Source organism: Streptomyces tubercidicus (assembly GCF_027497495.1).
Taxonomy (GTDB): domain Bacteria; phylum Actinomycetota; class Actinomycetes; order Streptomycetales; family Streptomycetaceae; genus Streptomyces; species Streptomyces tubercidicus.
The window spans coordinates 6,661,967-6,685,789 of record NZ_CP114205.1 but is presented as its reverse complement, the minus strand read 5'-3'; the positions used below and the strand labels follow the sequence as shown (position 1 = coordinate 6,685,789).

The 23,823-nt window shown below is 72.1% G+C and carries 22 protein-coding genes; 3 read left to right on the top strand and 19 right to left on the bottom strand.

The window, feature by feature from the left end; translation table 11 throughout:
- Positions 1-19 precede the first annotated feature (19 nt).
- On the bottom strand, positions 20-1,315 hold the full coding sequence (locus tag STRTU_RS29180; protein WP_159747730.1) for a hypothetical protein: 1,296 nt from the start codon (positions 1,313-1,315) through the stop codon (positions 20-22).
- 10 nt (positions 1,316-1,325) lie between these two features.
- Positions 1,326-1,661, bottom strand: a complete 336-nt coding sequence (locus STRTU_RS29175) for a hypothetical protein (RefSeq protein ID WP_159747728.1) — start codon at positions 1,659-1,661, stop codon at positions 1,326-1,328.
- 627 nt (positions 1,662-2,288) lie between these two features.
- On the opposite strand from STRTU_RS29175, the gene STRTU_RS29170 reads away from it, so the two are divergent.
- Entirely contained in the window at positions 2,289-2,546 is a 258-nt protein-coding gene (locus STRTU_RS29170; RefSeq protein ID WP_159747726.1) for a hypothetical protein, read from the top strand.
- Positions 2,547-2,592: 46 nt separating this feature from the next.
- On the opposite strand, the gene STRTU_RS29165 is transcribed toward STRTU_RS29170, so the two are convergent.
- The 10 genes from STRTU_RS29165 to infC form a co-directional block, all read right to left on the bottom strand.
- Positions 2,593-3,123: an NUDIX domain-containing protein gene (locus tag STRTU_RS29165; RefSeq protein WP_159747724.1), complete on the bottom strand. Its 531-nt coding sequence runs from the start codon at positions 3,121-3,123 to the stop codon at positions 2,593-2,595.
- A 68-nt stretch (positions 3,124-3,191) separates the two neighbouring features.
- The gene (locus STRTU_RS29160) at positions 3,192-4,529 is read right to left on the bottom strand and encodes an NsdA family TPR-like regulatory protein (RefSeq protein ID WP_159747722.1); all 1,338 of its coding nucleotides are present in this window, start codon (positions 4,527-4,529) and stop codon (positions 3,192-3,194) included.
- A 152-nt stretch (positions 4,530-4,681) separates the two neighbouring features.
- On the bottom strand, positions 4,682-5,893 hold the full coding sequence (locus tag STRTU_RS29155; protein ID WP_159747720.1) for a PP2C family protein-serine/threonine phosphatase: 1,212 nt from the start codon (positions 5,891-5,893) through the stop codon (positions 4,682-4,684).
- Positions 5,894-6,184: 291 nt separating this feature from the next.
- Positions 6,185-8,710 carry a phenylalanine--tRNA ligase subunit beta gene (pheT, locus tag STRTU_RS29150; protein WP_159747718.1) on the bottom strand — a complete coding sequence of 842 codons (2,526 nt, stop codon included), beginning with the start codon at positions 8,708-8,710 and terminating at the stop codon, positions 6,185-6,187.
- Positions 8,710-9,834 carry a phenylalanine--tRNA ligase subunit alpha gene (gene pheS, locus STRTU_RS29145; RefSeq protein WP_159747716.1) on the bottom strand — a complete coding sequence of 375 codons (1,125 nt, stop codon included), beginning with the start codon at positions 9,832-9,834 and terminating at the stop codon, positions 8,710-8,712. The genes pheT and pheS overlap by 1 nt, the downstream gene beginning before the upstream one ends.
- Before the next feature lie 214 nt (positions 9,835-10,048).
- Complete coding sequence (locus tag STRTU_RS29140) at positions 10,049-11,209, bottom strand: sensor histidine kinase (RefSeq protein WP_159747714.1); 1,161 nt, start codon at positions 11,207-11,209, stop codon at positions 10,049-10,051.
- Between the two features lie 83 nt (positions 11,210-11,292).
- On the bottom strand, positions 11,293-12,147 hold the full coding sequence (locus STRTU_RS29135) for a TrmH family RNA methyltransferase (protein WP_159747712.1): 855 nt from the start codon (positions 12,145-12,147) through the stop codon (positions 11,293-11,295).
- 104 nt (positions 12,148-12,251) lie between these two features.
- Positions 12,252-12,635, bottom strand: a complete 384-nt coding sequence (gene rplT / locus STRTU_RS29130) for a 50S ribosomal protein L20 (RefSeq protein ID WP_018087732.1) — start codon at positions 12,633-12,635, stop codon at positions 12,252-12,254.
- Between the two features lie 102 nt (positions 12,636-12,737).
- A complete protein-coding gene (gene rpmI, locus STRTU_RS29125; RefSeq protein ID WP_016576627.1) occupies positions 12,738-12,932 on the bottom strand; it encodes a 50S ribosomal protein L35 in 195 nt (64 codons plus the stop codon).
- Between the two features lie 124 nt (positions 12,933-13,056).
- Positions 13,057-13,767 carry a translation initiation factor IF-3 gene (gene infC, locus STRTU_RS29120; RefSeq protein WP_159747710.1) on the bottom strand — a complete coding sequence of 237 codons (711 nt, stop codon included), beginning with the start codon at positions 13,765-13,767 and terminating at the stop codon, positions 13,057-13,059.
- 333 nt (positions 13,768-14,100) lie between these two features.
- On the opposite strand from infC, the gene STRTU_RS29115 reads away from it, so the two are divergent.
- Complete coding sequence (locus STRTU_RS29115; RefSeq protein WP_018087734.1) at positions 14,101-14,481, top strand: DUF1844 domain-containing protein; 381 nt, start codon at positions 14,101-14,103, stop codon at positions 14,479-14,481.
- A gap of 103 nt (positions 14,482-14,584) precedes the next feature.
- Here STRTU_RS29115 and STRTU_RS29110 read toward each other — a convergent pair whose 3' ends face one another.
- The 4 genes from STRTU_RS29110 to STRTU_RS29095 all read right to left on the bottom strand — a co-directional run bounded on the left by STRTU_RS29110 (position 14,585) and on the right by STRTU_RS29095 (position 18,782).
- Positions 14,585-15,355: an aquaporin gene (locus tag STRTU_RS29110; protein ID WP_159747708.1), complete on the bottom strand. Its 771-nt coding sequence runs from the start codon at positions 15,353-15,355 to the stop codon at positions 14,585-14,587.
- Between the two features lie 115 nt (positions 15,356-15,470).
- Positions 15,471-16,202, bottom strand: coding sequence for an SseB family protein (locus tag STRTU_RS29105; RefSeq protein ID WP_159747706.1), 732 nt, complete (start codon positions 16,200-16,202; stop codon positions 15,471-15,473).
- Positions 16,203-16,233: 31 nt separating this feature from the next.
- Positions 16,234-17,418, bottom strand: coding sequence for a type VII secretion-associated serine protease mycosin (gene mycP, locus STRTU_RS29100; RefSeq protein WP_159747704.1), 1,185 nt, complete (start codon positions 17,416-17,418; stop codon positions 16,234-16,236).
- Complete coding sequence (locus tag STRTU_RS29095; protein ID WP_246241722.1) at positions 17,415-18,782, bottom strand: hypothetical protein; 1,368 nt, start codon at positions 18,780-18,782, stop codon at positions 17,415-17,417. The genes mycP and STRTU_RS29095 overlap by 4 nt, the downstream gene beginning before the upstream one ends.
- A 203-nt stretch (positions 18,783-18,985) precedes the next feature.
- Between STRTU_RS29095 and STRTU_RS29090 the strand changes: the two genes are divergently transcribed.
- A complete protein-coding gene (locus STRTU_RS29090) occupies positions 18,986-20,245 on the top strand; it encodes an amino acid deaminase/aldolase (protein WP_159747702.1) in 1,260 nt (419 codons plus the stop codon).
- A gap of 18 nt (positions 20,246-20,263) precedes the next feature.
- Here STRTU_RS29090 and STRTU_RS29085 read toward each other — a convergent pair whose 3' ends face one another.
- The 3 genes from STRTU_RS29085 to STRTU_RS29075 form a co-directional block, all read right to left on the bottom strand.
- Positions 20,264-21,535 (bottom strand): HAD family hydrolase, encoded by a 1,272-nt coding sequence (locus STRTU_RS29085; RefSeq protein WP_159747700.1) that lies wholly within the window; start codon positions 21,533-21,535, stop codon positions 20,264-20,266.
- A 131-nt stretch (positions 21,536-21,666) separates the two neighbouring features.
- On the bottom strand, positions 21,667-22,452 hold the full coding sequence (locus STRTU_RS29080; RefSeq protein ID WP_159747698.1) for a 3-oxoacyl-ACP reductase: 786 nt from the start codon (positions 22,450-22,452) through the stop codon (positions 21,667-21,669).
- Positions 22,449-23,819 (bottom strand): aldehyde dehydrogenase family protein, encoded by a 1,371-nt coding sequence (locus tag STRTU_RS29075; protein ID WP_159747696.1) that lies wholly within the window; start codon positions 23,817-23,819, stop codon positions 22,449-22,451. Before STRTU_RS29075 ends, STRTU_RS29080 begins: the two co-directional genes overlap by 4 nt.
- Positions 23,820-23,823 lie beyond the last annotated feature (4 nt).

Genomic DNA, 23,823 nt, shown 5'->3' with positions numbered 1-23,823 from the left:
GCTTGGGCACACCTCGCCGTTAGGAGTTTTTCTTGCTGCGCGGGAGCAGGACGTAGTCGCCCGTGGTGTCCTGCTCCGACTCGACGACAAGCTTGTACTTGCCGCTTTCGTCGGCGTTCAGGTCGATTGGGTCGGCGTAGAGGAAGCGGTCGCCCTCGCCGATCTCCCTGCCGTCCGGGTTCCGCAGACTCCATTTCGGCTGCAGTCCCTTGTCGGGGTTGAGGTCGAAGGCGATACGGTCCCCGGCCTCAGCATCGATCGTGAACTCGTCCCGGCCGCCCGGCTGCTCGATACTCCCCTTGATCTCATTTTTGAGGCCGATGTTCCGCTTGCCGACCGGCGCGTCCCAGAGTTTGAAGGAGTATGTCTGCGGCAGTGACGACAGGGCTCCCTGGGCGACGCGCAGGGTGTAGTGTCCGGGCTTCTCCAGCTCCACCGGCTTGGCCGAAGCGCAGCCGGCTGTCGACTCGCTGGAGAAGTTCGGAACCCTCTCCCCGTTGGCATGGCGCAGCGATAGAGCGGGCCCAAACGTGTGGTCGCAGTCCAACTGCTGCACGTACAGGCGCATCCCCTTCTGCGCGGAGAAGGTGTATTCGTCGGCAGTGCTTCCCGTGACGAGCTCGCCGGCGCCCTTGCCGGGCCTGCCCTTCGCGATCATGTCGCCCACGTCGACCGTGAACTTCTGGACCTCGTTCTTCTCACCTGTCGCCGGCCAGAGCTTGTACACCAGCCAGGCTGTGGCGATCAGCGCGATCGACATGAGCGTAACGAGCGCGATGGAAGAGGGCGATCCCAACAGCCCGCGCCGTACTCCGGTACTCGGCCCCGCGAGCCTCTCCACCTCACTGAAACCCGCGGCACGGCCTGTGATCTCCACGCCCGTCACGTCACCGTTGACCAGGACCTGCAGCGTCAGCACGTCCTGAGCGTTGAGCAACGGGCGTCCGAGTTCCACCGTGTCCGCGGCCACCCGCACGTCCGCGGTCACCGACGACGGCGTCCCGTGGACGCTACTCCAGACGATCTCGACGCCACCCGGGAACGTGGCCTTCAGATCGTCTTGGTAGTCCTCGCGCCTGACGGCCACGTTGCCCGCGTTGATGATCTCCAGGACCATTAACCGTGGCCTGCTGAGGACGCGACCGTCGTAGTGGATACCCAGGTTTTCGATGCCGTCCATGTTCTGGACCAGATGGCTGTCCGCGACGAGTCTGTAGCCGATCCGGGTCCGCTGGTGACGCCGGTGGCTGAGGAACGCGAGGACCAGCCCCAGGATGCCGACGACAGCGCCAAGGACGCCGAGGAACATCTCCATCGGGGCGGCCTCAGTCCCGGTCTCGCCTGTCGCGTTGCGCCTCAAGGATCCAGCCGAGGAGCCCCGCGATCAGCAGTGCCTGACCGATGGGCGGAAACACGCTGCTCGCGGCCATCAGCCGGGTGAAGCCGTCCTGGTCGACCTGGTACTGCTCCCACTCTCCTGGCGGCGCGGACAGGTCAATGTTGCCGAGGCCCGTGTCCACTGTCGTGTACATCACCCCGTGTAGCAGCAGAATCACGAGGCCGGCCGCGATCAGGATGGCGGGTCGGCGATGCCTGCGCACCGCCTCAAGGAAACGATCCACGATCCCTCCACACTCAAACTGCTCGATGAGAAACGACACTCGGCAGTGTCACTGCTTCCCCATGGCGCCATCATGTCGTAGAACTCCCCATATTGCAGGGCGAGTTGGCCAAAGCGATTGTTCATCGAAAGCAATCGGTGACCTCGCAGGCGCATCGGCCGACCTCCAGCGACGCCCTCGTCCACCTGCTCCGCCGGCCGCCGTGCCCCAACGGCGGCTACCGGACCGCCACCGGCATGGGCCTCGGAACGCGGGGACTTCCTGCGCGACTGGCTCGCGGGCCGACGACCTGACGGTGTCCCGCCCGGGATCGCTACACGGTCCCGCGCCCGCCCCACGGACCGTCCGCCCGCCGCTCGGGGGAAAACCGGCGGGCGGACCCCGGGCCGGCGGGCGCCCGTCCGCCGGCTTCGGCCCCCGTGGCACCTTCGAGTCAACCCCCGTGCGGGTGCGTACGGGAGCGTGTGAAGCGGGTCGGTGGGAGTGTGTGGTTCACACCCCGTGTGAAGGCCGACGACGTGGTGTGACGCTGCGTCACTTCACACGGGGTGTGCGCCGCAGACCCGGATCTCCCCGCCGCACACGCTCCCGCCCGTCGCCGCAGCACAGTTGACTGAGGCCCGTACGGATACCGACGCAGCTGACCGAAGGAATGAGGAGCGGACCGTGACCGCCCACCCCGAACCCGATCTGGTAGCCGCCGACTTAGCGGAGCTGAGGCGTCTGCTCGACGTCCGCACCGCCCGGGTCGACGGCCAACTCGCGCTGCTGGCCCAGCGCTCCGCGCAGTACGAGCGGGACGCGGATGACCTGCAGGCCCGCGTCACACGGCTGGAGAGCACCCGCTGGCCGCTGCCGTCCGCCGCCGCGCTCACGGGGCTCGCGGCGCTGGTGGTGGCGGTGTGGCAGGCGCTGGGCCGGTGACCGCCGGCCGGCGCAGCCGCCGGACGCGGTCACCGGCCGGTGCCGGTCAGCCCAACCGGAGGTGATGCAGCATCAGCAGGGCGGCGGCCATATTGGCGGCCGGCACCTCCCCCCGCGCCACCATGTCGGGCACCAGCTTCAACGGCACCCACTCCCGCCGCTCGGACTCGAAACCGTCCTGGGGCGGGCCTACGTACTCGCCCTCCTCGGACCAGTAGATGTGATGCCGCGCGTCGGTGAGGCCGTTGGAGGGCTCCACCGTGAGGAGGTGGTGGAGGGGTCCCGGGCGCCACCCGGTCTCCTCCTCCATCTCCCGGGCGGCCGCCGCCGCGAGGTCCTCACCGTCCTCGACGACACCGGCGGCCAGCTCCCAGCCCCAGGTGTCGGTGATGAACCGGTGCCGCCACAGCAGCAGCACCTCATGGGCCTCATTGACCACCGTGGCCACGGCGACCGGCCGCATCCGGATCAGATAGTGGTCCAGGTGCCGGCCGTCCGGCAGTTCCACATCGGCCAGATTGACCCGGAACCAGGGATTCGCATAGACGGGCTTTTCGCTGAGATTGTTCCAACGCACGTAACTGCCACCTTCCGCTGTAGTGCCGGCAAGGTGACACGAGCCCGGTCAGGGGCGTGTCGTACGCCCTACAGCGGAACGCGCAGCACCTCGTCGATGAGATCGGCAGCCTCGTCCGTCGCGGAGCTCCCGGTCTCCGCCAGATGTTCGCGCACCGCCCGCAGCCGGTCCCGCAGCCGGTGCGACTCCATGCCGCGAGCCTGCTCCGTCATCTGCGCGGCATTGGCCACGGCCCGGTCCGCATCGCCTTGACGCAGCTCGATATGGGTGAGCATGGCCAGCCGGTGGACCCGGCCGCGGTCGTGTGCGGGGGTGTCGACGGCGGCGTCCGCCTGTTCCCGGGCGGCCCGTAAGTCCCCCAGGCTCAGCAGCGCCTCCGCCACCTGTACATTCACCAGGCCGGGCTGGACATAGCCCGTCTCGGCCGGTTCGAGACCGGGCCGGATACGCTCCGCGGCCGCCTCCGCGCGCCGGATGCAGGACAGCGCGCCCGCGCCGTCGCCGAGCCGGGCGTAGGACTTGGCCTGCATCGCGTAGAGGTCCGCGGAGAGCGCCGGAGTGATCTGCGGACCCGCGGCCCGCAGCGCCGCCTCCGCGAAGGCGACCGCCTGGCGGTATTCCCGTACGAAGAGGGACTGGTTGACCAGCAGCGCGATGACATACGCGCCGAGGCCGCGGTCCCCGCTGGCCTTGGCCAGCCGCAGCGCCTGATGGAAGTAGCGCTGGGCCAGCCCGAGAGCGTCCGAGTCGTACGCGCAGATGCCGGCGACCGCGACCAGTCCGCCGGTCGCCCGGTGGAGCTGACGCCCCGTCGCATCGCTGTAGCTGCCCCGCAGCAGCGGCGCCGCCTCGGCGTTGAGGAATCCCACGATGCGTGCTCTGGTAGCGATACCACCCGCCTTCCGGTACATCGCCTCGTAGTGCGTCCGCGCGGTGCGCAGCATCTCGATATCGGCGCTGCCGACCCGGGTCAGCCCGTCGCGTGAGACATCGCAGTCCTCGGGCGGGTTCTCCCACTCCCATACGGGGATGACCGCCGAGGTGCCGGTGAGCGCCGGTGCGTCGAGGATGTGCGGCCGCTGCTGCTCATCGGACCGCCACAGCGCGGTGGCCCGCTCGACGAAGCCGGAGAGCGGGGTGTCGGCGGCCCTCCGCGAGCCCGGTCCGCTGAACCCGATGTCGGCGAGCCCGACCGGCCGGTGCAGCCGTTCACCCAGGATCTCGCAGATCAGATCGGGCACCTGCCCACGCGGCCGCTGCCCCTTCAACCACCGGGTCACCGCGGTGTGTTCGTACCGCAGCGCCAGACCGCGGCGCCGGCCGAGCTGATTGATCCGCGCGGCGAGTCCCGCATGCGAGATACCGGACTCGTCGAGCATCGCGTCCAGCAGGGTGTTGGGCTCCATACCGGCCTCCCGGTGAGCCGGGCCCGCCTGCGGGCCGTCGGCTCATGGCCTTGTCGACAGGACCACTCCGTCAATTGAGCGTAGTGAACGCCGCTTCACACGGGGTGTGAAGGGGCGCGCGACGGCCGACCGCCCGCCCCATCCGGGCCCGGCTACTCGGCCCGGCCCGCCTCCACGCGCCCCGTTCCTGCCCGCCGGGCCCGTGACGCCTGCGCCGGCACCCGCACCCGGTCGTTGCTCAGCATCAGCAGCGCCACATCATCCGTCAGCCGTCCGCCCGCATGCCGCAGCAACGCCTCGCGCACCGTGCCGACCACTCCCGCCGGCGAGGGCCCGCCCGGGGCCGCGGCCGCCGCGACACTGCTGCGCAGCTCCTGGGCCAGCGGAAAGAACTCCCCGGCCGCGTCCCGCGCGTCGGCCGCCCCGTCGGTGTGGAGAAACAGCCCCTCCCCGGGCCGCAGTCGCCCGCAGCACACCGCGGACAGCTCCTCGGGCAACGGGAACAGGCCCAGCGGCGGCATCGGATCGGCCGGGGAGACCGGTGCGACCGCCTGGCGAGCGATCCGATAGGGCCATGGATGCCCGCAGTTGAGCGCCGTGACGGACCCGTCCGCAGCCACCTCCACGAGCAGCAGCGTCACGAACTCCTCGGCGAACGGACCGGCCGGCTCCGCGCCGCCCGCCGGCCGCCCGGGGTACCCCCGCTCCCGCAGATACCGCTGATGCGAGCGCTCCAACCGGCGCAGCACACCGCCCAGTTCGGGCTCATCGTGCGCCACCTCGCGGAAGCTGCCGAGCATCGCCGCGACCGTGCCCATCGCGGCCAGCCCGTGCCCGCGCACATCCCCGATCACCGCCCGGACCCCGTGCCGGGTCCCCACCACCTCGTACAGATCGCCGCCGACCACGGCCCCCTCGCTCACCGAGAGATGGTCGGCCGCCAGCAGCACCCCGTCGATCCGGCGCGGTAACGGCCGCAGCAGCACCCGCTGCGCGGTGAGCGCGACCTCCCGGGTCCGCTCCAGCTCCCGCAGCAGCCGCAGCCGCCGCCCGGCGGTCAGATAGCTCACCCCGATCACCGTGAGGATCGCCCCGCAGGTCACCAGGCGCGTGCCCCAGCCGGTCCCGGGCTCCACCTCGCCGAACGGCACCAGCGCGAGCAGCGCGCACACCCCGCCGAGCAGGACGCACCGGCGGCGGCCGGTGCCCGCGCAGGCGATGGCCGGTGCGGCGGCGAGGAGTTGCAGCAGCCGGCCGCTGGTCGGCCGGCTCAGCTCCCAGATCACGACGCCGAGGACCCACAGGCCGGGCAGGACGAAGACGAAGGCGCGCCGGGCGAAGCCTCTCGCCCGGTTTCGGATCATGCCGGGGGTCTCCCTAGGGCGTGCGGATCATGGCGGGCTCACGGGGTCCAGCTGGTGGTTCCCCAGCTCGTGAGCGGGTCGGTCCGGCCCGCTGCCGTGATCACATGGGCCCTGCCGACCCGGTCGATTCTCGCGACGTCAGGTGTCCATCCGACGGCGATACGTACAGCATCACCCGATGGGGTGATGCTGTACGGATCCGAAAAGGGGCGAGGGCGCGGACGGTCCACACCGTCCACGCCCTCGCCCCCTTCAGCACACCGTCACGGCGGCCACGGGCAACGCCCTGGCTCAGCCGCGCAGCACCGCCCCGGTCCGCTCCACGGCCGCCGCGATCGCCGCGTCACGGGCCGCCGAGGCATCCTCGGCGGTCAGCGTCCGGTCGTCGGCGCGGAAGCGCAGCGCGTACGCCAGCGACTTCTTGCCCGCGCCGATCTGCTCGCCGGTGAAGACGTCGAACAGCCGCAGCGACTCCAGCAGTTCACCCGCACCGTCGCGCAGCGCGCCCTCGACCTCGGCCGCCGGGACACCGGCGTCGACCACGAGCGCGACGTCCTGGGTCGCGACCGGGAAGGCCGAGATCTTCGGGGCGCGCAGCGGTCCGGTACCGGCCTGCTCCAGGCGGTCCAGGTCGATCTCCATCGCGCAGGTGCGCTCCGGCAGGGCCAGCGTCTTGATGACCCTCGGGTGCAGCTCACCCGCGTTGCCGACGAGGATCTCCTCGCCGTCGGCGAGGGCGAGCAGCGCCGCACAGCGGCCCGGGTGGAACGGGGCGTGCTGGTCCTGCCGGACGATCAGCTCGACACCGGCCTCACGGGCGACCGTACGGCCCGCCTCGATGGCGTCCGCCCAGATCGCCGGGCGTGCGGAACCCCACCAGCCGTCCTGCTCACGGCCCCCGGCGAGCACCACCGCGGCGCGCCGCGGCTGCTGCGGGAGCGAGGCGTCCAGCGAGGCGATCTCGTCGTCGGTCGGCCGGCGGTCGACGACCAGCCGGCTGGCCGGCTTCTCGTCGCCGGTCGCCCGGAAGACCGGACCGGTCTCGAAGAGCGCCAGGTCGTGGGTACCGCGCCCGTAGTTGCGGCGCAGCGCGTTCAGCAGCCCCGGGATGAGCGTCGTACGGAGGTCGGGCTCCTCGTCGGAGAGCGGGTTGACGAGGGTGACGGCCGCGCGGCGCGGGTCGTCCGCCTCGATGCCGAGCTGGTCGAGGATCGCCGAGCCGGTGAACGGGTAGTTCAGCGCCTCGACATAGCCCGCACCGGCCAGCGCCCGGCCGACCCGGCGGTGCAGCCGCTGACGCTCGGTCAGCCCGCGGCCGGCCGGCGGCTTGGGGAGGGTGGAGGGCAGGTTCTCGTAGCCCTCCAGCCGGATGACCTCTTCGGCCAGGTCGTTCGGCTCGCTGAGGTCCGGCCGCCAGGACGGCACGGTCACGACCAGCTCGTCCTGCCCGTAGGCGTCGCAGCCGACCTGCTGGAGGCGGCGGACGACGGTCTCCCGGCCGTAGTCGACACCGGCGACCTTGTCCGGGTGGTTGGCGGAAATGGTGATCGTGCGCGGCCCGCGGGGCGTGACGACCTCGGTGACGCCGTCCTCGGCGGTGCCGCCCGCGAGCAGCACCAGCAGGTCGACGGTGCGCTGCGCCGCGGCGGACGCGGCCTCCGGGTCCACCCCGCGCTCGAAGCGCTTGGCGGCCTCCGAGGACAGCTTGTGCCGGCGGGCCGTACGGGCGATGGACAGCGCGTCGAAGTGCGCGGCCTCGATCACGACGTCGGTGGTGCCGCGCGGCTCGCCGGTCCCGGGGTCGGCGACCGGGGCCGCGATCTCGGTGTTGGCGCCGCCCATGACGCCCGCGAGGCCGATCGGCCCGCGGTTGTCGGTGATGACCAGGTCCTCGGCGTCCAGCACCCGCTTGGTGCCGTCCAGGGTGGTCAGCTGCTCACCGGCGGTCGCCCGTCGGACGCCGATCGGGCCGTCGACGCTGGTGCGGTCATAGGCGTGCAGCGGCTGGCCGAGCTCCAGCATCACGTAGTTGGTGATGTCGACGGCCAGCGAGACCGGGCGCATCCCGGCCTTCTGGAGGCGGCGCTGCATCCACAGCGGGGTGCGCGCGCCGGGCTCCAGGCCGGTGACCGTACGGGCGGTGAAGCGGTCGCAGCCGAGGGGGTCGGAGACCTGGACGGGGTAGCCGGCGGAGTTCGGCGGCGGCACGTCCAGCAGCGCCGGGTCGCGCAGCGGCAGGCCGTACGCGGTGGCGGTCTCGCGGGCCACCCCGCGCATCGACAGGCAGTAGCCGCGGTCCGGGGTGACGGCGATGTCCAGCACCTCGTCGACGAGCTCCAGCAGCTCGATCGCGTCGGTACCGACCTCGTACTCCGGCGGCAGCACGATGATGCCGTGCGTGCCGTCGTCGCCCATGCCCAGCTCGTCGCCGGAGCAGATCATGCCGTGCGACTTCTTGCCGTACGTCTTCCGCGCGGCGATCTTGAAGTCGCCGGGCAGCACGGCGCCGGGCAGCACGACCACGACCTTGTCGCCGACGGCGAAGTTCCGCGCGCCACAGACGATTTCCTGGGGCTCGCCGGTGCCGTTGGCCTGGCCGACGTCGACCGTGCAGAAGCGGATCGGCTTCTTGAAGCCGTCCAGCTCCTCGATGGTCAGCACCTGGCCGACGACGAGCGGGCCCTTGAGGCCCTCGCCGAGGCGCTCGACGGTCTCGACCTCCAGGCCGACGGCGATGAGCTTGGCCTGTACGTCACGGCCGGTCTCCGTCGCCGGCAGGTCGACGTACTCCCGCAGCCAAGAAAGCGGGACCCGCATCAGATCTCCATCCCGAACGGCCGGGTGAACCGGACGTCGCCTTCGAACATGTCACGCATGTCTTCCACGTTGTGCCGGAACATCAGCATCCGGTCGATGCCGAACCCGAAGGCGAAGCCGCTGTACTTCTCCGGGTCGACGCCGCAGGCGATGAGCACCTTGGGGTTGACCATTCCGCAGCCGCCGAGCTCGATCCAGCCCTCGCTGGAGCACGTACGGCAGGGCCGGTCGGGGTTGCCCACGGACTCGCCACGGCAGACGTAGCAGACCATGTCCATCTCGGCGGACGGCTCGGTGAACGGGAAGTAGTTCGGCCGCAGCCGGGTCTTCATGTCCGGGCCGAACAGCGCCCGGACCATGTGGTCCAGGGTGCCCTTGAGGTCGGCCATGGTCAGGCCCTCGTCGACGGCGAGCAGCTCGATCTGGTGGAAGACCGGGGAGTGCGTGGCGTCCAGCTCGTCGGTGCGGTAGACCCGCCCCGGGCAGACGACATAGACCGGCGGCTCGCGGTCGACGAGCGTACGGGCCTGCACCGGCGAGGTGTGGGTGCGCAGCACGACACCGGACTCATCGCCCTCGGTGCCCCCACCCTGCACGAAGAAGGTGTCCTGCATCTGGCGCGCCGGGTGGTCGGGCACGAAGTTGAGGGCGTCGAAGTTGAACCACTCGGCCTCGACCTCGGGGCCCTCGGCGACCTCGTAGCCCATGGCCACGAAGACGTCCGCGACCCGCTCCATGAAGGTGGTCAGCGGGTGCCGGGCGCCGGCCGGGGTGCGGTCGTAGGGCAGCGTGACATCCACCGCCTCCTCGACCAGCACGCGGGCGTCGCGCTCCGCCTCCAGCTCCTCCTGGCGGACCTTGAGCGCCTGGTTGACCCGGCCGCGGGCCTGGCCGACGCGCTTGCCGGCGTCCGCCTTGGCGTGCGGGGGCAGGGCGCCGATCTCACGGTTGGCGAGCGCGAGCGGCGAGCGGTCGCCGGTGTGCGCGACCTTCACCTCACGCAGCGCCTCCAGACCGTCCGCGGCGGCGATGGCGGCCAGCGCCTCGTCCAGCCGTGCGGCGATCTCTTCCGGTTTCAGGGCTTCGACCTCGACAGGGTCGTACGACTTATTGGGTGCGGACATCTCTTCCCGTGCTTCCGGTGGACTGGCTTGGCTTGGCTCGCGTCGCCTCGGCTGTTCGATCACAAACGTCGATGACGAACGTCGATCACGAACGTGGGATGCCGAGCCCGCGTGTGCCCGCGATGCCTGTGCGCCAAAGGTGCCAAAGGTCAAGTCTAAGGGGGACGGGCCACGCGGCAGGCCCGAGCCCCTGCGGGGCGCCCGCCGCGTCCGCTCAGGCCATGAAGGCCGGGGTCGCGACGGGCAGGCTAAATCGGAACTGTGCGCCGCCGGCCGGGGCCCGGCCGACCGTGATCGTCCCGCCGTGGGCCTCGACGATGCCCTTGACGATGTAGAGGCCCAGGCCGGTGCCGCCGCGCTTGCTGCCCCGCCAGAAGCGGGTGAACACGCGGCTCATCGATTCCTCCGGGATGCCGGGGCCCTCGTCGCTCACGGTGACGCTCGTCCCCTCTGCGCTGGTCGTATCCGATACCGGTCCGACCTCGATGGTGACGGTTCCCTCGCCGTGGCGCACCGCATTTTCCAGCAGGTTGCCCAGCACCTGGTCCACCTTGTCCGGGTCCGCCCACAAATCGGGCAGCGGCTCCAGCATCCGGATCAGAAAGCGGTCCGGGCGCTGGCCGGCGGTGGTCTGCGCCTGGACGTGCCGGCGGACCGCGGCGCTCATGTCGACCCGCTGGCGGCGCACCTCCAGGCGCCCGGAGTCGATCCGGGAGATGTCCAGCAGCTCGGCGATCAGCCGGGTGACGCGGTTGGCGTCGGCGTCCACCGTCTCCAGCATCAGCCGCTTCTGGTCGTCGGTGAAGCGTTCCCACTTCTGGAGGAGGGTGGCGGTGAAGCCCTTGACGGAGGTCAGCGGCGAGCGCAGCTCATGGGCGACGGTGGCGATCAGCTCGGCATGGCTGAGCTCCGTACGCCGCCGGGCCTCGGTGCCGCGCAGCGCGATCACCAGCCGCTGGACGGGCCCGGTGGGACGGCTGCGGACATAGCGGACGGAGACCAGCACCTCGCGGCCGCCGAGCAGCAGATTGCGCTCGGGCTGGCCGCGGCGGATGGCGAGGCCGCCGTAGGGGTCGGTGAGCCGCCACCAGCGGCGGCCCTCGATGTCCTGGAGCGGCAGGGCGTGTTCGAGGGGACGGCCGACCGCGTCCTTGGGGAGGATGTCGGTGATCCTGGCCGCGGCGGCGTTGAAGCAGATCACCCGGCCGCTCTCGTCGGCGACGACCAGGCCGTCGGGCAGATCGTCGGGGTCGAGTCCGAGACCGGTCCCCAGGGCGTCCTGTTCCCCGGCCGGAGTGGGCACGGCGCCTCCCAGGGGCCCCTCGGACCGGCGACTGTCAGCGGTGACCGCGGTGCCGGAAGTCCTCACATTCATCCCCGTAACCCCCTTCGGGCCCCCGAGCACGCAAGCCTACTAGCTCACACCGGAAGTGCCCCGAAGATCCGTGGGGACACCCCTCAGCCGGGTGACACCGCGCGGCAGCCGCCGGGGCCGCGCTGGGCGCGGGCGGAGGCGTAGAGGCAGACCGCGGCGGCCGTCGCGAGGTTGAGACTCTCGGCCCTGCCGTGGATCGGCACCCGCACCACGGCATCCGCCAGCGCCCGGGTCTCCTCCGGAAGTCCCCAGGCCTCGTTGCCGAAGACCCAGGCGGTGGGCCCGCCCATGGAGCCGGTGTCCAGTTCGGCGTCCAGGTCGCGGTCGCCCGCACCGTCGGCGGCGAGGATCCGTACACCGGCGGACTGGAGCCCGCTCACCACCCGCTCGACCGGGATGCCCACCGCGACCGGGAGGTGGAAGAGCGAACCGACCGAAGCCCGGACGGACTTGGGGTTGTACAGGTCCACCGAGGCATCGGTCAGCACGACGGCGTCGGCGCCCGCGGCGTCCGCGCAGCGCAGCACCGTGCCGGCGTTGCCGGGGTCCCGGACGTTGGCGAGCACCGCGACCAACTGCGGGCGGGCGGCGAGGATGTCCTCGAACGGCGAATCCAGGAACTCACAGACGCCGAGCAGCCCTTGCGGGGTGACGGTCTGGGAGATGTCGGCGACGGTCCGGTCGTCGGCGTGGTGGATCCGTACCCCGGCCGCGCGGGCCGCCTCGATGATCTCGGTGTGCCGCTCGGCGGCCTCGACGGTGGCGAACAGCTCGATGAGCGTGGGGACACCGCCGGTGCGGTGGGCGATGGCCTCCCGTACGGCCTGCGGGCCCTCGGCGATGAACCGGCGCTCCTTGCCGCGGAAGGCGCGGCGGGCCAGCCGCCGGGCGGCGGTGACGCGCGGGGAACGCGGGGAGATCAGCTCGGGGGTGCCCATGGGCGGCGGCTCGCTTCTGTGGTTCGGTGCGGGACGGCGGGGAAAAGCGGCGGACCCGCAGGCCGGGGCCTGCGGGTCCGCGTCGCTGTGCCTCAGGCTGAAGTTCAGGCAGCCTTCGGGGCGTTGACGTCGCTCGGAAGCGCCTTCTGCGAGGCCTCGACGAGCGCGGCGAACGCGTTGGCGTCGTTGACCGCGAGGTCGGCCAGGATCTTGCGGTCCACCTCGATGTTGGCGGCCTTCAGACCCTGGATGAAGCGGTTGTAGGTCATGCCGTTGGCGCGGGCAGCGGCGTTGATGCGCTGGATCCACAGCTGACGGAAGTCGCCCTTGCGCTTCTTGCGGTCGTTGTAGTTGTAGACGAGGGAGTGGGTGACCTGCTCCTTCGCCTTGCGGTACAGGCGGGAGCGCTGGCCACGGTAGCCGCTGGCCTGCTCGAGGATCGCCCGGCGCTTCTTGTGGGCGTTGACTGCCCGCTTGACGCGTGCCACTTGTTAACTCCTTGTAGCGGGGCCGTGGTTGTCGTCACACGGCCCGAATCGATTGGGTCCCGGTCCGAGTCGCGCGCCCCGCGGTCCGTGGGGCGCGTCGGCTCACTTGCCGAGAAGCTTCTTGATCTTCGCGGCGTCGCCCGGGGCCATCTCGGCGTTGCCGGTGAGGCGACGCGTCACGCGGGACGACTTGTGCTCAAGCAGGTGGCGCTTGCCGGCGCGCTCACGCAGCACCTTGCCGGAGCCGGTGACCTTGAAGCGCTTGCTGGCACCGCTGTGCGTCTTGTTCTTCGGCATGCGCCGTACTCTCCTCGTCAGTGGCGCTCCCGCAGGCACGAATCCGGCGAGCGGGAGCGTCATGTATATCGATTGATGTCCGGGGCTGGACACCCCGGCGCGAACCGGGGCTCACGCCTCGGGGTCACGCCTGGGCGTGCTCCCCGGTGGGCTCCTCGGCGGGCGCCTCCGCGGACTCGTCCGCGGGAACTCCGCCCTGGCGCTCCGCCTTGCGGGCGGCCTGCGCCTCGCGGGCCTCGGCCATCGCCTCGGTCTTCTTCTTGTGCGGACCGAGGACCATGATCATGTTTCGGCCGTCCTGCTTCGGATTCGACTCGATGAAGCCGAGGTCCTCCACGTCGGACGCGAGCCGCTGCAGCAGCCGGAAGCCCAGCTCGGGGCGGGACTGCTCGCGACCACGGAACATGATCGTGATCTTGACCTTGTCACCCTGCTTGAGGAACCGGACGACGTGACCCTTTTTGGTGTCGTAGTCGTGCGGGTCGATCTTCGGCCGGAGCTTCATCTCCTTGATGACCGTGTGCGCCTGGTTCTTGCGCGCCTCACGGGCCTTCATGGCCGACTCGTACTTGAACTTCCCGTAGTCCATGAGCTTGCAGACGGGCGGGCGAGCGTTCGCCGCCACCTCGACCAGGTCGAGGTCGTACTCCTGAGCAAGCTCAAGGGCCTTGGCAAGCGGAACAATCCCGACCTGCTCGCCGCTGGGACCGACAAGTCGCACTTCGGGAACGCGAATCCGGTCGTTGATGCGGGGCTCGGCGCTGATGGATCCTCCTCGGTAGCACCACGCGACGGCCTGGCGGACTGCCGCGTAACGTCTTTTCGGTGTGACCAACCGCGCCGGTACATGAAAAATGCCCCGGACGGGACACAGGCGGGGCTCCACGTGGATCTGGAGCACCGCCGCGAAGTCTCCGCGGGGCGCAGCCGGACCGTTGACCCGCCAACCGTGAGGTCGGCCGGGTGGGAGATCGGAGCCTCCACTTGTGGGCCGGTCACATGCGTGTCCGGCCGGTCGGAACACCAGAATACACGAGTCAAGGGGTGGCACCCACTTCTGTGCGGCCGCGGACCTGCACCGTGACCGGGATGACACTCCCGGGCGCGGGGTCCGGGCAGGCTGCCCATAGGCTGGAGCCGACCCCTCAGCAGGAAGAAGCCCGAAGACATGAGTGACCAGACCCCGCAGCAGCCCGACGCAGCGCACGCGGCGAATCCCGACTTCGACGCCATGACCCGGGACATCGCGGAGGTGCCGGCGGTCGAGGTGATCACCACGGTCGCGGTGCATCTGATGAGTTCGGCGGCGGTCAACCTCGGGCTCGCCGAGGAGGGCGCGGCGCACAAGGACCTCGACGAGGCGCGCAAGCTCATCCAGGCGCTGGCCGGGCTGGTCACCGCCAGCGCCACCGAGATCGGCTCGTACCACGCGGCGCCGCTGCGGGACGGTCTGAAGTCGCTGCAGCTGGCGTTCCGCGAGGCCTCGGTCGTGCCGGACGAGCCGGGCCAGGGCCCCGGGGAGAAGTACACCGGTCCCGTTCACGGCTGAGCCTGGCGGCGGACCGCGGTACGCACGCAGGAGACGACGAGCCCCGGCCGGGGAATACGGCCGGGGCTCGTCGTCTGTCCGTGCGGTGCGGGGAGCGCCGGCCTCAGGGGCCGTCGTCGGACCCGGTCGCGGGCTCGTAGGGCATCGATTCGTCGGCGACGAGGACCGGCTCGTGCGGTGGGTGGGTGATCTGGTGGACCACCGCGGCGATGGCGGCGCCGATCAGTGGCGCGACGATGAACAGCCACAGCTGGGTGATGGCGGCGCCGCCCGCGAACAGCGCCGGGCCGATGGAGCGCGCCGGGTTCACGGAGGTGCCGTCCAGCGGGACGCCGATGAAGTGGACGGCGGCCAGGGCCAGACCGATCGCCATGCCGTTGAAGCCGATCACGGCGACCTTGTGGGTGACCGACAGCCAGACGTAGACCAGCAGGAAGGTCGTCATTATCTCGGCGACGAAGGCGCCGCCGAGGTTGAGGTGCACCGCCGAGCGGTCGCCCCAGCCGTTCGTGCCGAAGGACGCGTGGGTCTGCAGGCCCGGGATCTGCTTGGCGACCAGGAAGAGCAGGGCCGCCCCGGCGATCGCGCCGACCACCTGGGCGATCCAGTACTCGGTGGCCGTCCGCAGGGTGATCCGGCGGGCCAGCAGCATGCCCAGGGTCACCGCCGGGTTGAAGTGGCAGCCCGAGATCGGGCCGAGGGCGTAGGCCAGCGCCACCATGGTGAAGCCGAAGGCCAGGGCGATGCCGAAGGTGCCGATGTATTCGCCCGCCAGCACTGCCGAGCCGACGGCGAAGAACACCAGGAGCAGGGTGCCGAGGAACTCGGATACGACCGTGCGGGTCAGTACCGTCGAGATCTCCGTTTTCTCCATGGGGGCTCTCCTCGCGTGGATCTTGAGCTCTCCTCGCATTGTGCGGCCCTGGAGACGAACCCGCCCGTTGGCGGCCGGGGGCCCGGCCGTGGGTGCCGGGACCCGGACGTGGGATTCAGCGCCGGTAGAAGGGCTCCTGGGCCGTCGCGGCGCCGGGCGGCAGCAGGGCCAGGTCCAGGCCCCGGACGAGCCGGGCGCGCAGCACCTCGTCGGTGGCCAGGGCGCGGGCCAGCCGCTGGGCGACCTCGGCGGTCGGGGCGTCGGGCGCGAGACCGAGGGCGAGGGTGGCGTCGGTCTCGTCGGACGGTGTGAGGCGGGCGAGGAGCACGGCGGGCTCGGCGTCGAGCAGGGTGCGCAGGGCGTCGGTGACGGCCGGGTCGGCGAGCGGGTCGGCGCTGGTGCGGCCCTCGGCGAGGGCGCGCAGGGCGGGGCCGGTGAGCTGGTAGGTGACCGGGCCGGCCAGGTCGACGACCACGGTGTCGGCCTGTTCGTGGGAGGCGGCCAGCAGCGCCTGCGGCAGCGGGACCGCGACCGGGCGGGCGTCGGCGCGCCAGCGCCCGAGGGTCTCCATGGAGGTGAAGGCGGGCAGCGCGCGGCGGCCGTCCGGGGCCTGGAGGGTGGGGACGGCCATATCGCTGGTCTTCTCCCGGCGCAGGCCGTCGGGGCCGGTTTCCACCTCACCGAGGACGGCCACCACGGGCACCAGGACGCGGGCGGCGGCCAGCGCCGTCAGCAGCTGGGGCTCGGCGCTGCGGTCCCGGTCGTAGGCCGCCAGGGCCGCGGCCAGTGCCGGGTCGGCGGAGCCGTCGTCGTCGGCGAAACCGGGGTCGGGAATGTTCTTCTGCACGCGCCCGAGCGTATCGGGTGGGGTTCCGGCGTCACCGGGGGCGGTTGCCGTGGGGGTGGGGCCGGTTGCGCCAGAGGACGGCGGCGGCCGCGAGGAGGGCCAGGCCCGCGGCGCCGGCGGTCCAGGGGAGCCAGGGGGTGGCGGTGTCCGCGGTGTCGTCCGCGGTGGGGCCGGGGCCGAAGTAGCGGTCGGCGAAGGCGGCGGGGGACGGCTTCTGCGGGGTGGGGCGGAGGTCCGCGGCCGCACGGAGCGCGGCGGCGGGGTCGATCAGGCCCGCGCCGTAGTCGTCGTCGCGGCCGCCCTCGGGGCTGTCCTGGGCGGTGGAGGTGAGCAGCCGGCGGATCTGGGCCGGGCTCAGGTCGGGGTGCGCGGAGCGGATCAGGGCGATGGCGCCGGAGACGAAGGCGGCTGCGGGGCTGGTGCCCCAGCCGGAGAGATAGTCGTCCTCGGGGTCGGCCATGATGATGTCGTTACCGGGCGCGCTGACCGTGGCGTACCAGTGGCGGGTGGAGAACCGGGCGCGGCCCCCCAGGTGGGTGACGGCGGTGGCCGTGATGACGCCCGGGTAGGCGGCGGGGTAGGAGACGCGGTTGCCCTTCTCGCCGCCGTTGCCCGCGGAGGCGACGACGGGGATGCCCTTGCCCAGGGCGTACTGGATGGCGGCGTCCTCGCGGGGCTCGGGGTGCGCGGATTCGCTGTCGTCGCCCAGCGACATATTGATCACGTCGGCGCCGTGGTCGGCGGCCCAGCGGATGCCGTCGGCGAGCGCGCCCGCCTTCTCCGTACGGGCCCGCTCGCGCTCCGAGTCGTTGTCCTCCAGGATCACCCGGACCGGCAGGATCCGGGCCTCCGGGGCGAGTCCCAGCACACCGTCCTGACGGCCCGCGCCATGGCCGTGACCCGCGATGATGCTGGCCATGCCGGTGCCGTGCCGGGCCCAGGAGGGGTCCCCGGGGCCGGCCCCGAAGCCCACCAGGTCGCGTTCGGGCTCCACCTGCCCCTCCAGGTCGGGGTGGTTGGCGTCCACACCGGTGTCCAGGACCGCGACGGTGACGCCCTCGCCCTTGGTGGTGTGCCAGGCCTGCTGGGCGTGGACGGCCTGGAGGGCCCACTGCTGGGCCCGGAGAGCGTCGGCCTGTGCGGGGACGGCGGGCAGTACGGCGAGCGCGGCGGAGGCCAGCGCGAGGGCGGTGCCGCGCAGCACGGTGGGCGTCATGACGGGGCCTCCGTCGTCTGCGTGGAGCTGCCGGCCGCCTTGCGGAAGTCCGTCCCGACCCGGTCCGCCAGGCCCTTGGCGTCATGGCCCAGGCCGGACTCGGCCGGGGCGGTGGTGGCACCGGGCCGGACCGCGGCCTCGGCGGGCTGGGGCTCGGTGACGGTGCGGCCGTCGGCGAAGCCGGAGACGGCGTAGACCACGACCGGGATGTCGGTGAGGATCCGGACGGTCCAGCTGGCCCGCTGGGCGCGTCCGAAGTCCTCGGCCGGGGTGCCCTTGGCGGCGTACGGCAGCGGCAGGTGGTCGGTGCGGGTGCCCAAGTCCTTGGTGCTGAAGCGGGTGTTGAGGGCCATCATGCCCGGCCGGTCGGCCTTGGTGATCTGGGCCCCGACCGTGATGACGCCGCTGCGGGTGGCATCGGCGTAGGTGGCGCGCAGCAGCCGGACGCAGCCGGCGCGGGTGAGCGCCGTGGCGAGCTTCGGGTCGTAGGCGTGGCCGCAGCCGCTGTCCGGGGAGACGGCGATCCTGGTCCAGGTCCGGTCGGCGCCGCCGGGTCCGGCGGCCAGGCCGGTGACGGTGCGCGGGAAGAGCCGGTCGACCGGGGTGTTGTGCCAGACCTCGCGGCCCTTGGCGAAGGTGGCCTCGGCGGTGGGCGGGGCCGCGTCGGCCTCGTCGGTGAACCAACCCCCGGCCGCGGCACCGCCGATGAGGCCGATACCGAGGACGAGGCAGGCCGCGGCGCCGAGCAGCCGGGGGCTGGGGCGGAGGGCGGACGGCCGGCGTCCGGGTGCGCCGACGGTGGGGGCAACTCCCGGAGGGGGTGGGGTAGTTGTGGGCCAGGAGGGCTGGGGCGGGAATCCGGCCGGGGGCGCGGGCGGCTCGCTGCCGGGCGCGGCCGGGGGCCCGGCGGGGGCAGGGTTGCGGGGCGCCGGCGGGGCGTCCGTACCGCTGCCGGCGCCGCGGGCGCGGGTGTCGCTCCACAGCCCGTGGCTGTTCGCCAGGTGGAAGGCGGCGGTGTCGCGGAAGGTGGTGGGGCGGCCGGTGGGTGGCGGAGGCGGGGTGGCCGGTCCCGCGGGGGCGGCGGGCGCACGGTCCGGGCGGGCCGGCGGCTGGGCACCGGCGGCGGGCGGCGGGACGGTGGGGCGCGGCGGGACGGGGTGGGCGGCGGGTGCCGCGGGGGCCGCAGGTGCCCCGGGGGCCGGTACCGACGGGTCGGCGGGCACCCGGCGCAGTACGGCCGTCTGCGGGTCCCCGTCCGGCTCCGGCATCGGCGTCGGCGCCCCGGCCGGGGCGGGCCGCCGGGGTGGCTGCGGGGGTATCGGTGGAATGTGCCGCGCGTCGGCGAATTCGGCGTCGGTGCTCACCCGCGCTCCCCCCTGCACCGCTGAACCCGGACCCGATCCGCAATCGGGGCATGGTGGTTCGTATCCGGACAACACTCCGCTGACCTGCTGGTTGCGGTGTCGAGCCACTCTAAGCGCTGGTACAGCCGCTGCTCCAACCCCTGTCCGCTCTGTCGCAATCTCCCCCCTACCCAGTGGTAGTGGGGTCTGGCAGGCTGCGGGCCATGTCCCAGTACACATCCGACGCGGATGGCGACAAAGACGTTTCTCCCGCTTTCCGACCGGTTCGCGCGGGGGCGTCGGCCCTCGACCGGGCCACCGCGTCCCTCGACGCCCCGCTGGCCGTCGTCGACCTGCGGGCCTTCGACGCCAACGCCGACGATCTGGTGCGCCGCGCGAAGGGGAAACCGATCCGGGTGGCGAGCAAGTCGGTGCGCTGCCGGGCGCTGCTGGAGCGGGTGCTGGCGCGGGACGGCTTCGCGGGGATCATGAGTTTCACGCTCGCCGAGTCGCTGTGGCTGGCCCGCTCGGGCTTCCCGGACGTGCTGCTGGCGTATCCGTCGGCGGACCGGGCGGGGTTCGCGGAGCTGACCGCCGATCCGGAGCTGGCGGCCGCGGTGACGGTGATGGTCGACGATCCGGTGCAGCTGGATCTGATCGATGCGGCCCGGCCGTCCGGCGGGGCGGGCGAGGAGGTGCGGGTGTGCCTGGAACTGGACACCTCCTACCGGCTGTTGGGCGGAGCGGTGCGGGTCGGTGCCCGCCGCTCCCCGCTGCGTTCGCCCGGCCGACTGGCCGCACTGGCCCGGTCGGTGGTGCGCCGCCCCGGGTTCCGGCTGGTGGGGCTGATGGCGTACGAGGGCCATGTGGCGGGGGTCGGTGACGACGTCGCGGGCAAGCCGGTGTTCTCGCGGGCGATCCGGGTGATGCAGGCGGCGGCGCGCAAGGAGCTGGCGCAGCGGCGCTGGGCTGCCGTACGGGCGGTGCGGGAGGTGGCGCCGCGGCTGGAGTTCGTCAACGGCGGTGGGACCGGCAGTGTGCAGCACACCGCGGCGGAGGCGGCGGTCACCGAGGTCGCGGCCGGGTCGGGGCTGTATGTGCCGCGGCTGTTCGACAACTTCCGTTCGTTCAGCGGGCGTCCGGCGGCGCTGTTCGCCCAGCCGGTGGTGCGCCGTCCCGGCCCGGGGGTGGTGACGGTGCTGGGCGGCGGCTATCCGGCGTCGGGGGTGGCGGGCCCGGACCGGCTGCCGGTGCCGTATCTGCCGGACGGGCTGCGCTATGACCCGCAGGAGGGCCCCGGCGAGGTGCAGACACCGCTGCTGGGGGCGGCCGCGGACGGGCTGCGGATCGGCGACAAGGTGTGGTTCCGGCATGCCAAGGCCGGTGAGCTGTGTGAGCGGTTCGCCGAGCTGCGTCTGATCGACGGGGACCGGGTGGTGGCCACGGTGCCGACGTACCGCGGGGAGGGGCACGCCTTTCTGTGAAGGCGTGCCCCGTTGCCGTCAGCCGTGGACGCGGTCCTGCTGGTCGGGCACGACGGTGCCGTCGGGGCGCTGGACCGGCCCGAGGGTGCCGTCCGGCTGGGTGTAGCCGGTGGTGGCGCAGGGGTACGGGTCGGCCTGGCGCTTCTTCGGCTCGATGAACATCGGGTTGACGAGCCAGCGGTGGTCGCTGTTGTCGTAGGCCCGGCACATGAACTCGGCCTTGTTGCGGTTGATCGCCAGATGGGCGCCGGTGGCGTCGCCGACGAAGGTCACATCGGTCTCGGCGTCGCCGGCCGCGAAGGCGGGGCGGTGTGCCCGGTCCTGCTGTTCCCAGGCCTTGGCGCCCTTGACGCCGTAGATCTCCTGGTTGATCCAGCAGCGCTTGCCGTCCATGTACGTCAGGACCTCGCCGTGGGTGTCCTTGACGTCGCCGCAGCCCTGGACGCCGGTGGTGAGCCGGCCGTCGCGGACGAGGTTGCGGATGCCGATGGTGTGCTCGCGGTCGATGCCGACGCCGGGCGCCCAGGCCCGGACCAGCGGTTCGGCCGACGCGGAGACGATGTAGACGTCGAAACCGGCCTTCTTGAGGGTGCCGATGAGGTCGCGCTGCTGGGTGTAGTAGCGGACGTACCCCTCCATCGTGTGCGTGCCGACCTTCTGTTCCGTACCGATCGGCGCGGCGAGGTTCTCGGCGCGGGCGTCGCGGGCGAAGGCGGTCAGTTGCGCCGGGCTGTGGCCGGCGAACAGCTGGGTGATCCAGACGTATCCGGGGACCGTGCGGCGGTGGTTCCAGGTGCCGGTGAACGCCTTCTTGCCGGTGGAGGTCTTGGCGTCCTCGTAGATGTCGAGGATCTCGTCGGTGCAGCCGGTGTCCGTGGACGTCGGCAGCGGCCGTCCGACGGGTATGGCGGTGCCGCATGCCTTGGTCAGCGCGCGGGCGGCGTCCGCGGTCATCCACTTGTTGGTGGCTTGCCAGTTCGCGGGGCGCAGCACCTTGTCGTGGCGGAGCATCCAGGCCAGCGTGGCGTCGGAGATGTCGTTCTTGACGACGGTGTTGTCCCAGTCGAAGGTCGCGACCGGCTTCGCGCCGCCGTGGCCGGAGCAGCTGCCGCGCTCGTCGATCATCTTCTGCAGCTTGGCCCGGTTGTCGCCGTACCAGCCCTTGGACACATGAAGGGTCGGGCAGTGACTGGGGGACGGCCCGGCGGTGGCCGTCTGGGCCGCCACCACACCGCCGCCCACGACCGCGAGGGCGGCACCCGCGGCCAGCCAACGACGCTTGTTGAGCATGGAGCACTCCTGTCGAACGAAGAACCGAAGGCGGACGCTAGCGCATGGCGGCCGGCGTCGTGCGACGTCCGGCCGCCATGGTGCCGACGCGGAGGTGAACTCCAGCGGGATTCGGGTGAAATCCCGTGGGGTTACAGCGGGGTCACATACGCGCCCGCGATACCGCCGTCGACCAGGAACTCGGCGGCGTTGACGAACGAGGAGTCGTCGCTGGCGAGGAAGGCGACCGCGGAGGCGATCTCCTCGGGCTCGGCGAACCGGCCGACCGGGACGTGCACCAGACGGCGCGCGGCGCGCTCCGGGTCCTTGGCGAACAGCTCTTTCAGCAGCGGGGTGTTCACCGGCCCCGGGCACAGGGCGTTGACCCGGATGCCCTCGCGGGCGAACTGCACGCCCAGCTCGCGGGACATGGACAGCACCCCGCCCTTGGAGGCGGTGTAGCTGATCTGGGAGGTAGCGGCGCCCATGACGGCGACGAAGGACGCGGTGTTGATGATGGAGCCGCGGCCCTGGCGCTGCATATAGGGCAGGGCGTGCTTGCAGCAGAGGTAGACCGAGGTGAGGTTGACCTCCTGGACGCGCTTCCAGGCGTCCAGGCCGGTGGTGAGGATCGAGTCGTCGTCGGGCGGGGAGATCCCGGCGTTGTTGAAGGCGATGTCGACCGAGCCGTAGGTGTCGAAGGCGGTCTTGTAGAGCGCCTCGACCTGGTCGGAGTCGGTCACATCGACCTGGACGTAGGTGCCGCCGACCTCTTCGGCGGCGGCCTTGCCCGCCACCTCGTCGATGTCGGCACAGACGACGTTGGCGCCTTCGGAGGACAGTCGGCGGGCGGTGGCCAGGCCGATGCCGCTGCCGGCTCCGGTGATCACGGCGGTACGGCCGACGAGGCGGCGGCACACTGCGGTCTGGTCGGTCACTTGCTCTCCTCTGTGCTGATGAAGATGTTCTTGGTCTCGGTGAAGGCGGTCAGTGCGTCCGGGCCCAGCTCACGGCCGAGGCCGGACTGCTTGAACCCGCCGAAGGGGGTCCAATAGCGCACACTGCTGTGGGAGTTGACGGAGAGGTTGCCGGCCGCGACGGCGCGCGAGACCCGCAGAGCGCGGCCGACGTCACTGGTCCACAGCGAGCCGGACAGGCCGTAGTCGCTGTCGTTGGCGATCCGGACCGCGTCGGCCTCGTCCTCGAAGGGGAGGACGACCGCGACCGGGCCGAAGATCTCCTCGACGGCCGTACGGTCGCCGGGGCCGCCCTCCAGGACGGTCGCCGGGTACCAGAAGCCCTTGCCGCCGGGGGCCTCGCCGCGGATGGCGGCCGGGGCGTCCTCGGGGACGAAGGACCGGACGCGCTCGCGCTGGGCGGCGGAGATCAGCGGGCCCATCTGCGTGGCGGGATCGGCCGGGTCGCCGACGGTGAACGCCTTGACGGCGGGCTCCAGCAGCGCCATGAAGCGGTCGTAGACGGAGCGCTGGACGAGGATGCGGCTGCGGGCGCAGCAGTCCTGGCCGGTGTTGTCGAGGAAGGAGCCGGGGGCGGCGGCCGCGGCGGCCTCGATATCCGCGTCGGCGAAGACGATGTTGGGGCTCTTGCCGCCGAGTTCGAGGGTGAGCCGCTTGGTCTGGGTGGCACAGCGGGCGGCGATCTGCCGGCCGGTGGCGGTGGAGCCGGTGAAGACGACCTTGGCGACGCCGGGGTGGTCGACCAGCGCGGTGCCGGTGACCGGTCCCTCGCCGGGCAGCACCTGGAAGAGGCCCTCGGGGAGCCCGGCCGCCAGGGCCAGTTCGGCGAGCCGGAGTGCGGTGAGCGGGGTGGTCTCGGCGGGCTTGAGGAGGACCGCGTTGCCGGCCGCGAGCGCGGGGGCGGTGCCCCAGGCGGCGATCGGCATCGGGAAGTTCCAGGGGGCGATGACGGCGACCACGCCCAGCGGCTCCTGGACGGTGATGTTCAAGCCGCCGGCGACCGGGATCTGGGTGCCGGTCAGGCGCTCCACTCCCCCGGCGGCGTAGTGCAGCAGATCGCGGACGTTGCCCGCTTCCCACCGGGCGTTGCCCAGCGGGTGGCCGGCCTCCTTCAGTTCGAGTGCGGCGAGCTCGTCGATATGGGCGTCGACGGTCTCGGCGAAGCGGCGCAGGATCCGGGCCCGGTCGCCGGGTGCCACGGCCGCCCAGCTCTCCTGGGCGGCGGTGGCCCGCCGGACCGCGGCGTCGACCTCTTCCGGGGAGGTGGTGGGTACGGTGGCCACCACTTCCTCGGTGGCCGGGTTGAGGATCTTCAGCTCGTGCAACACGGGT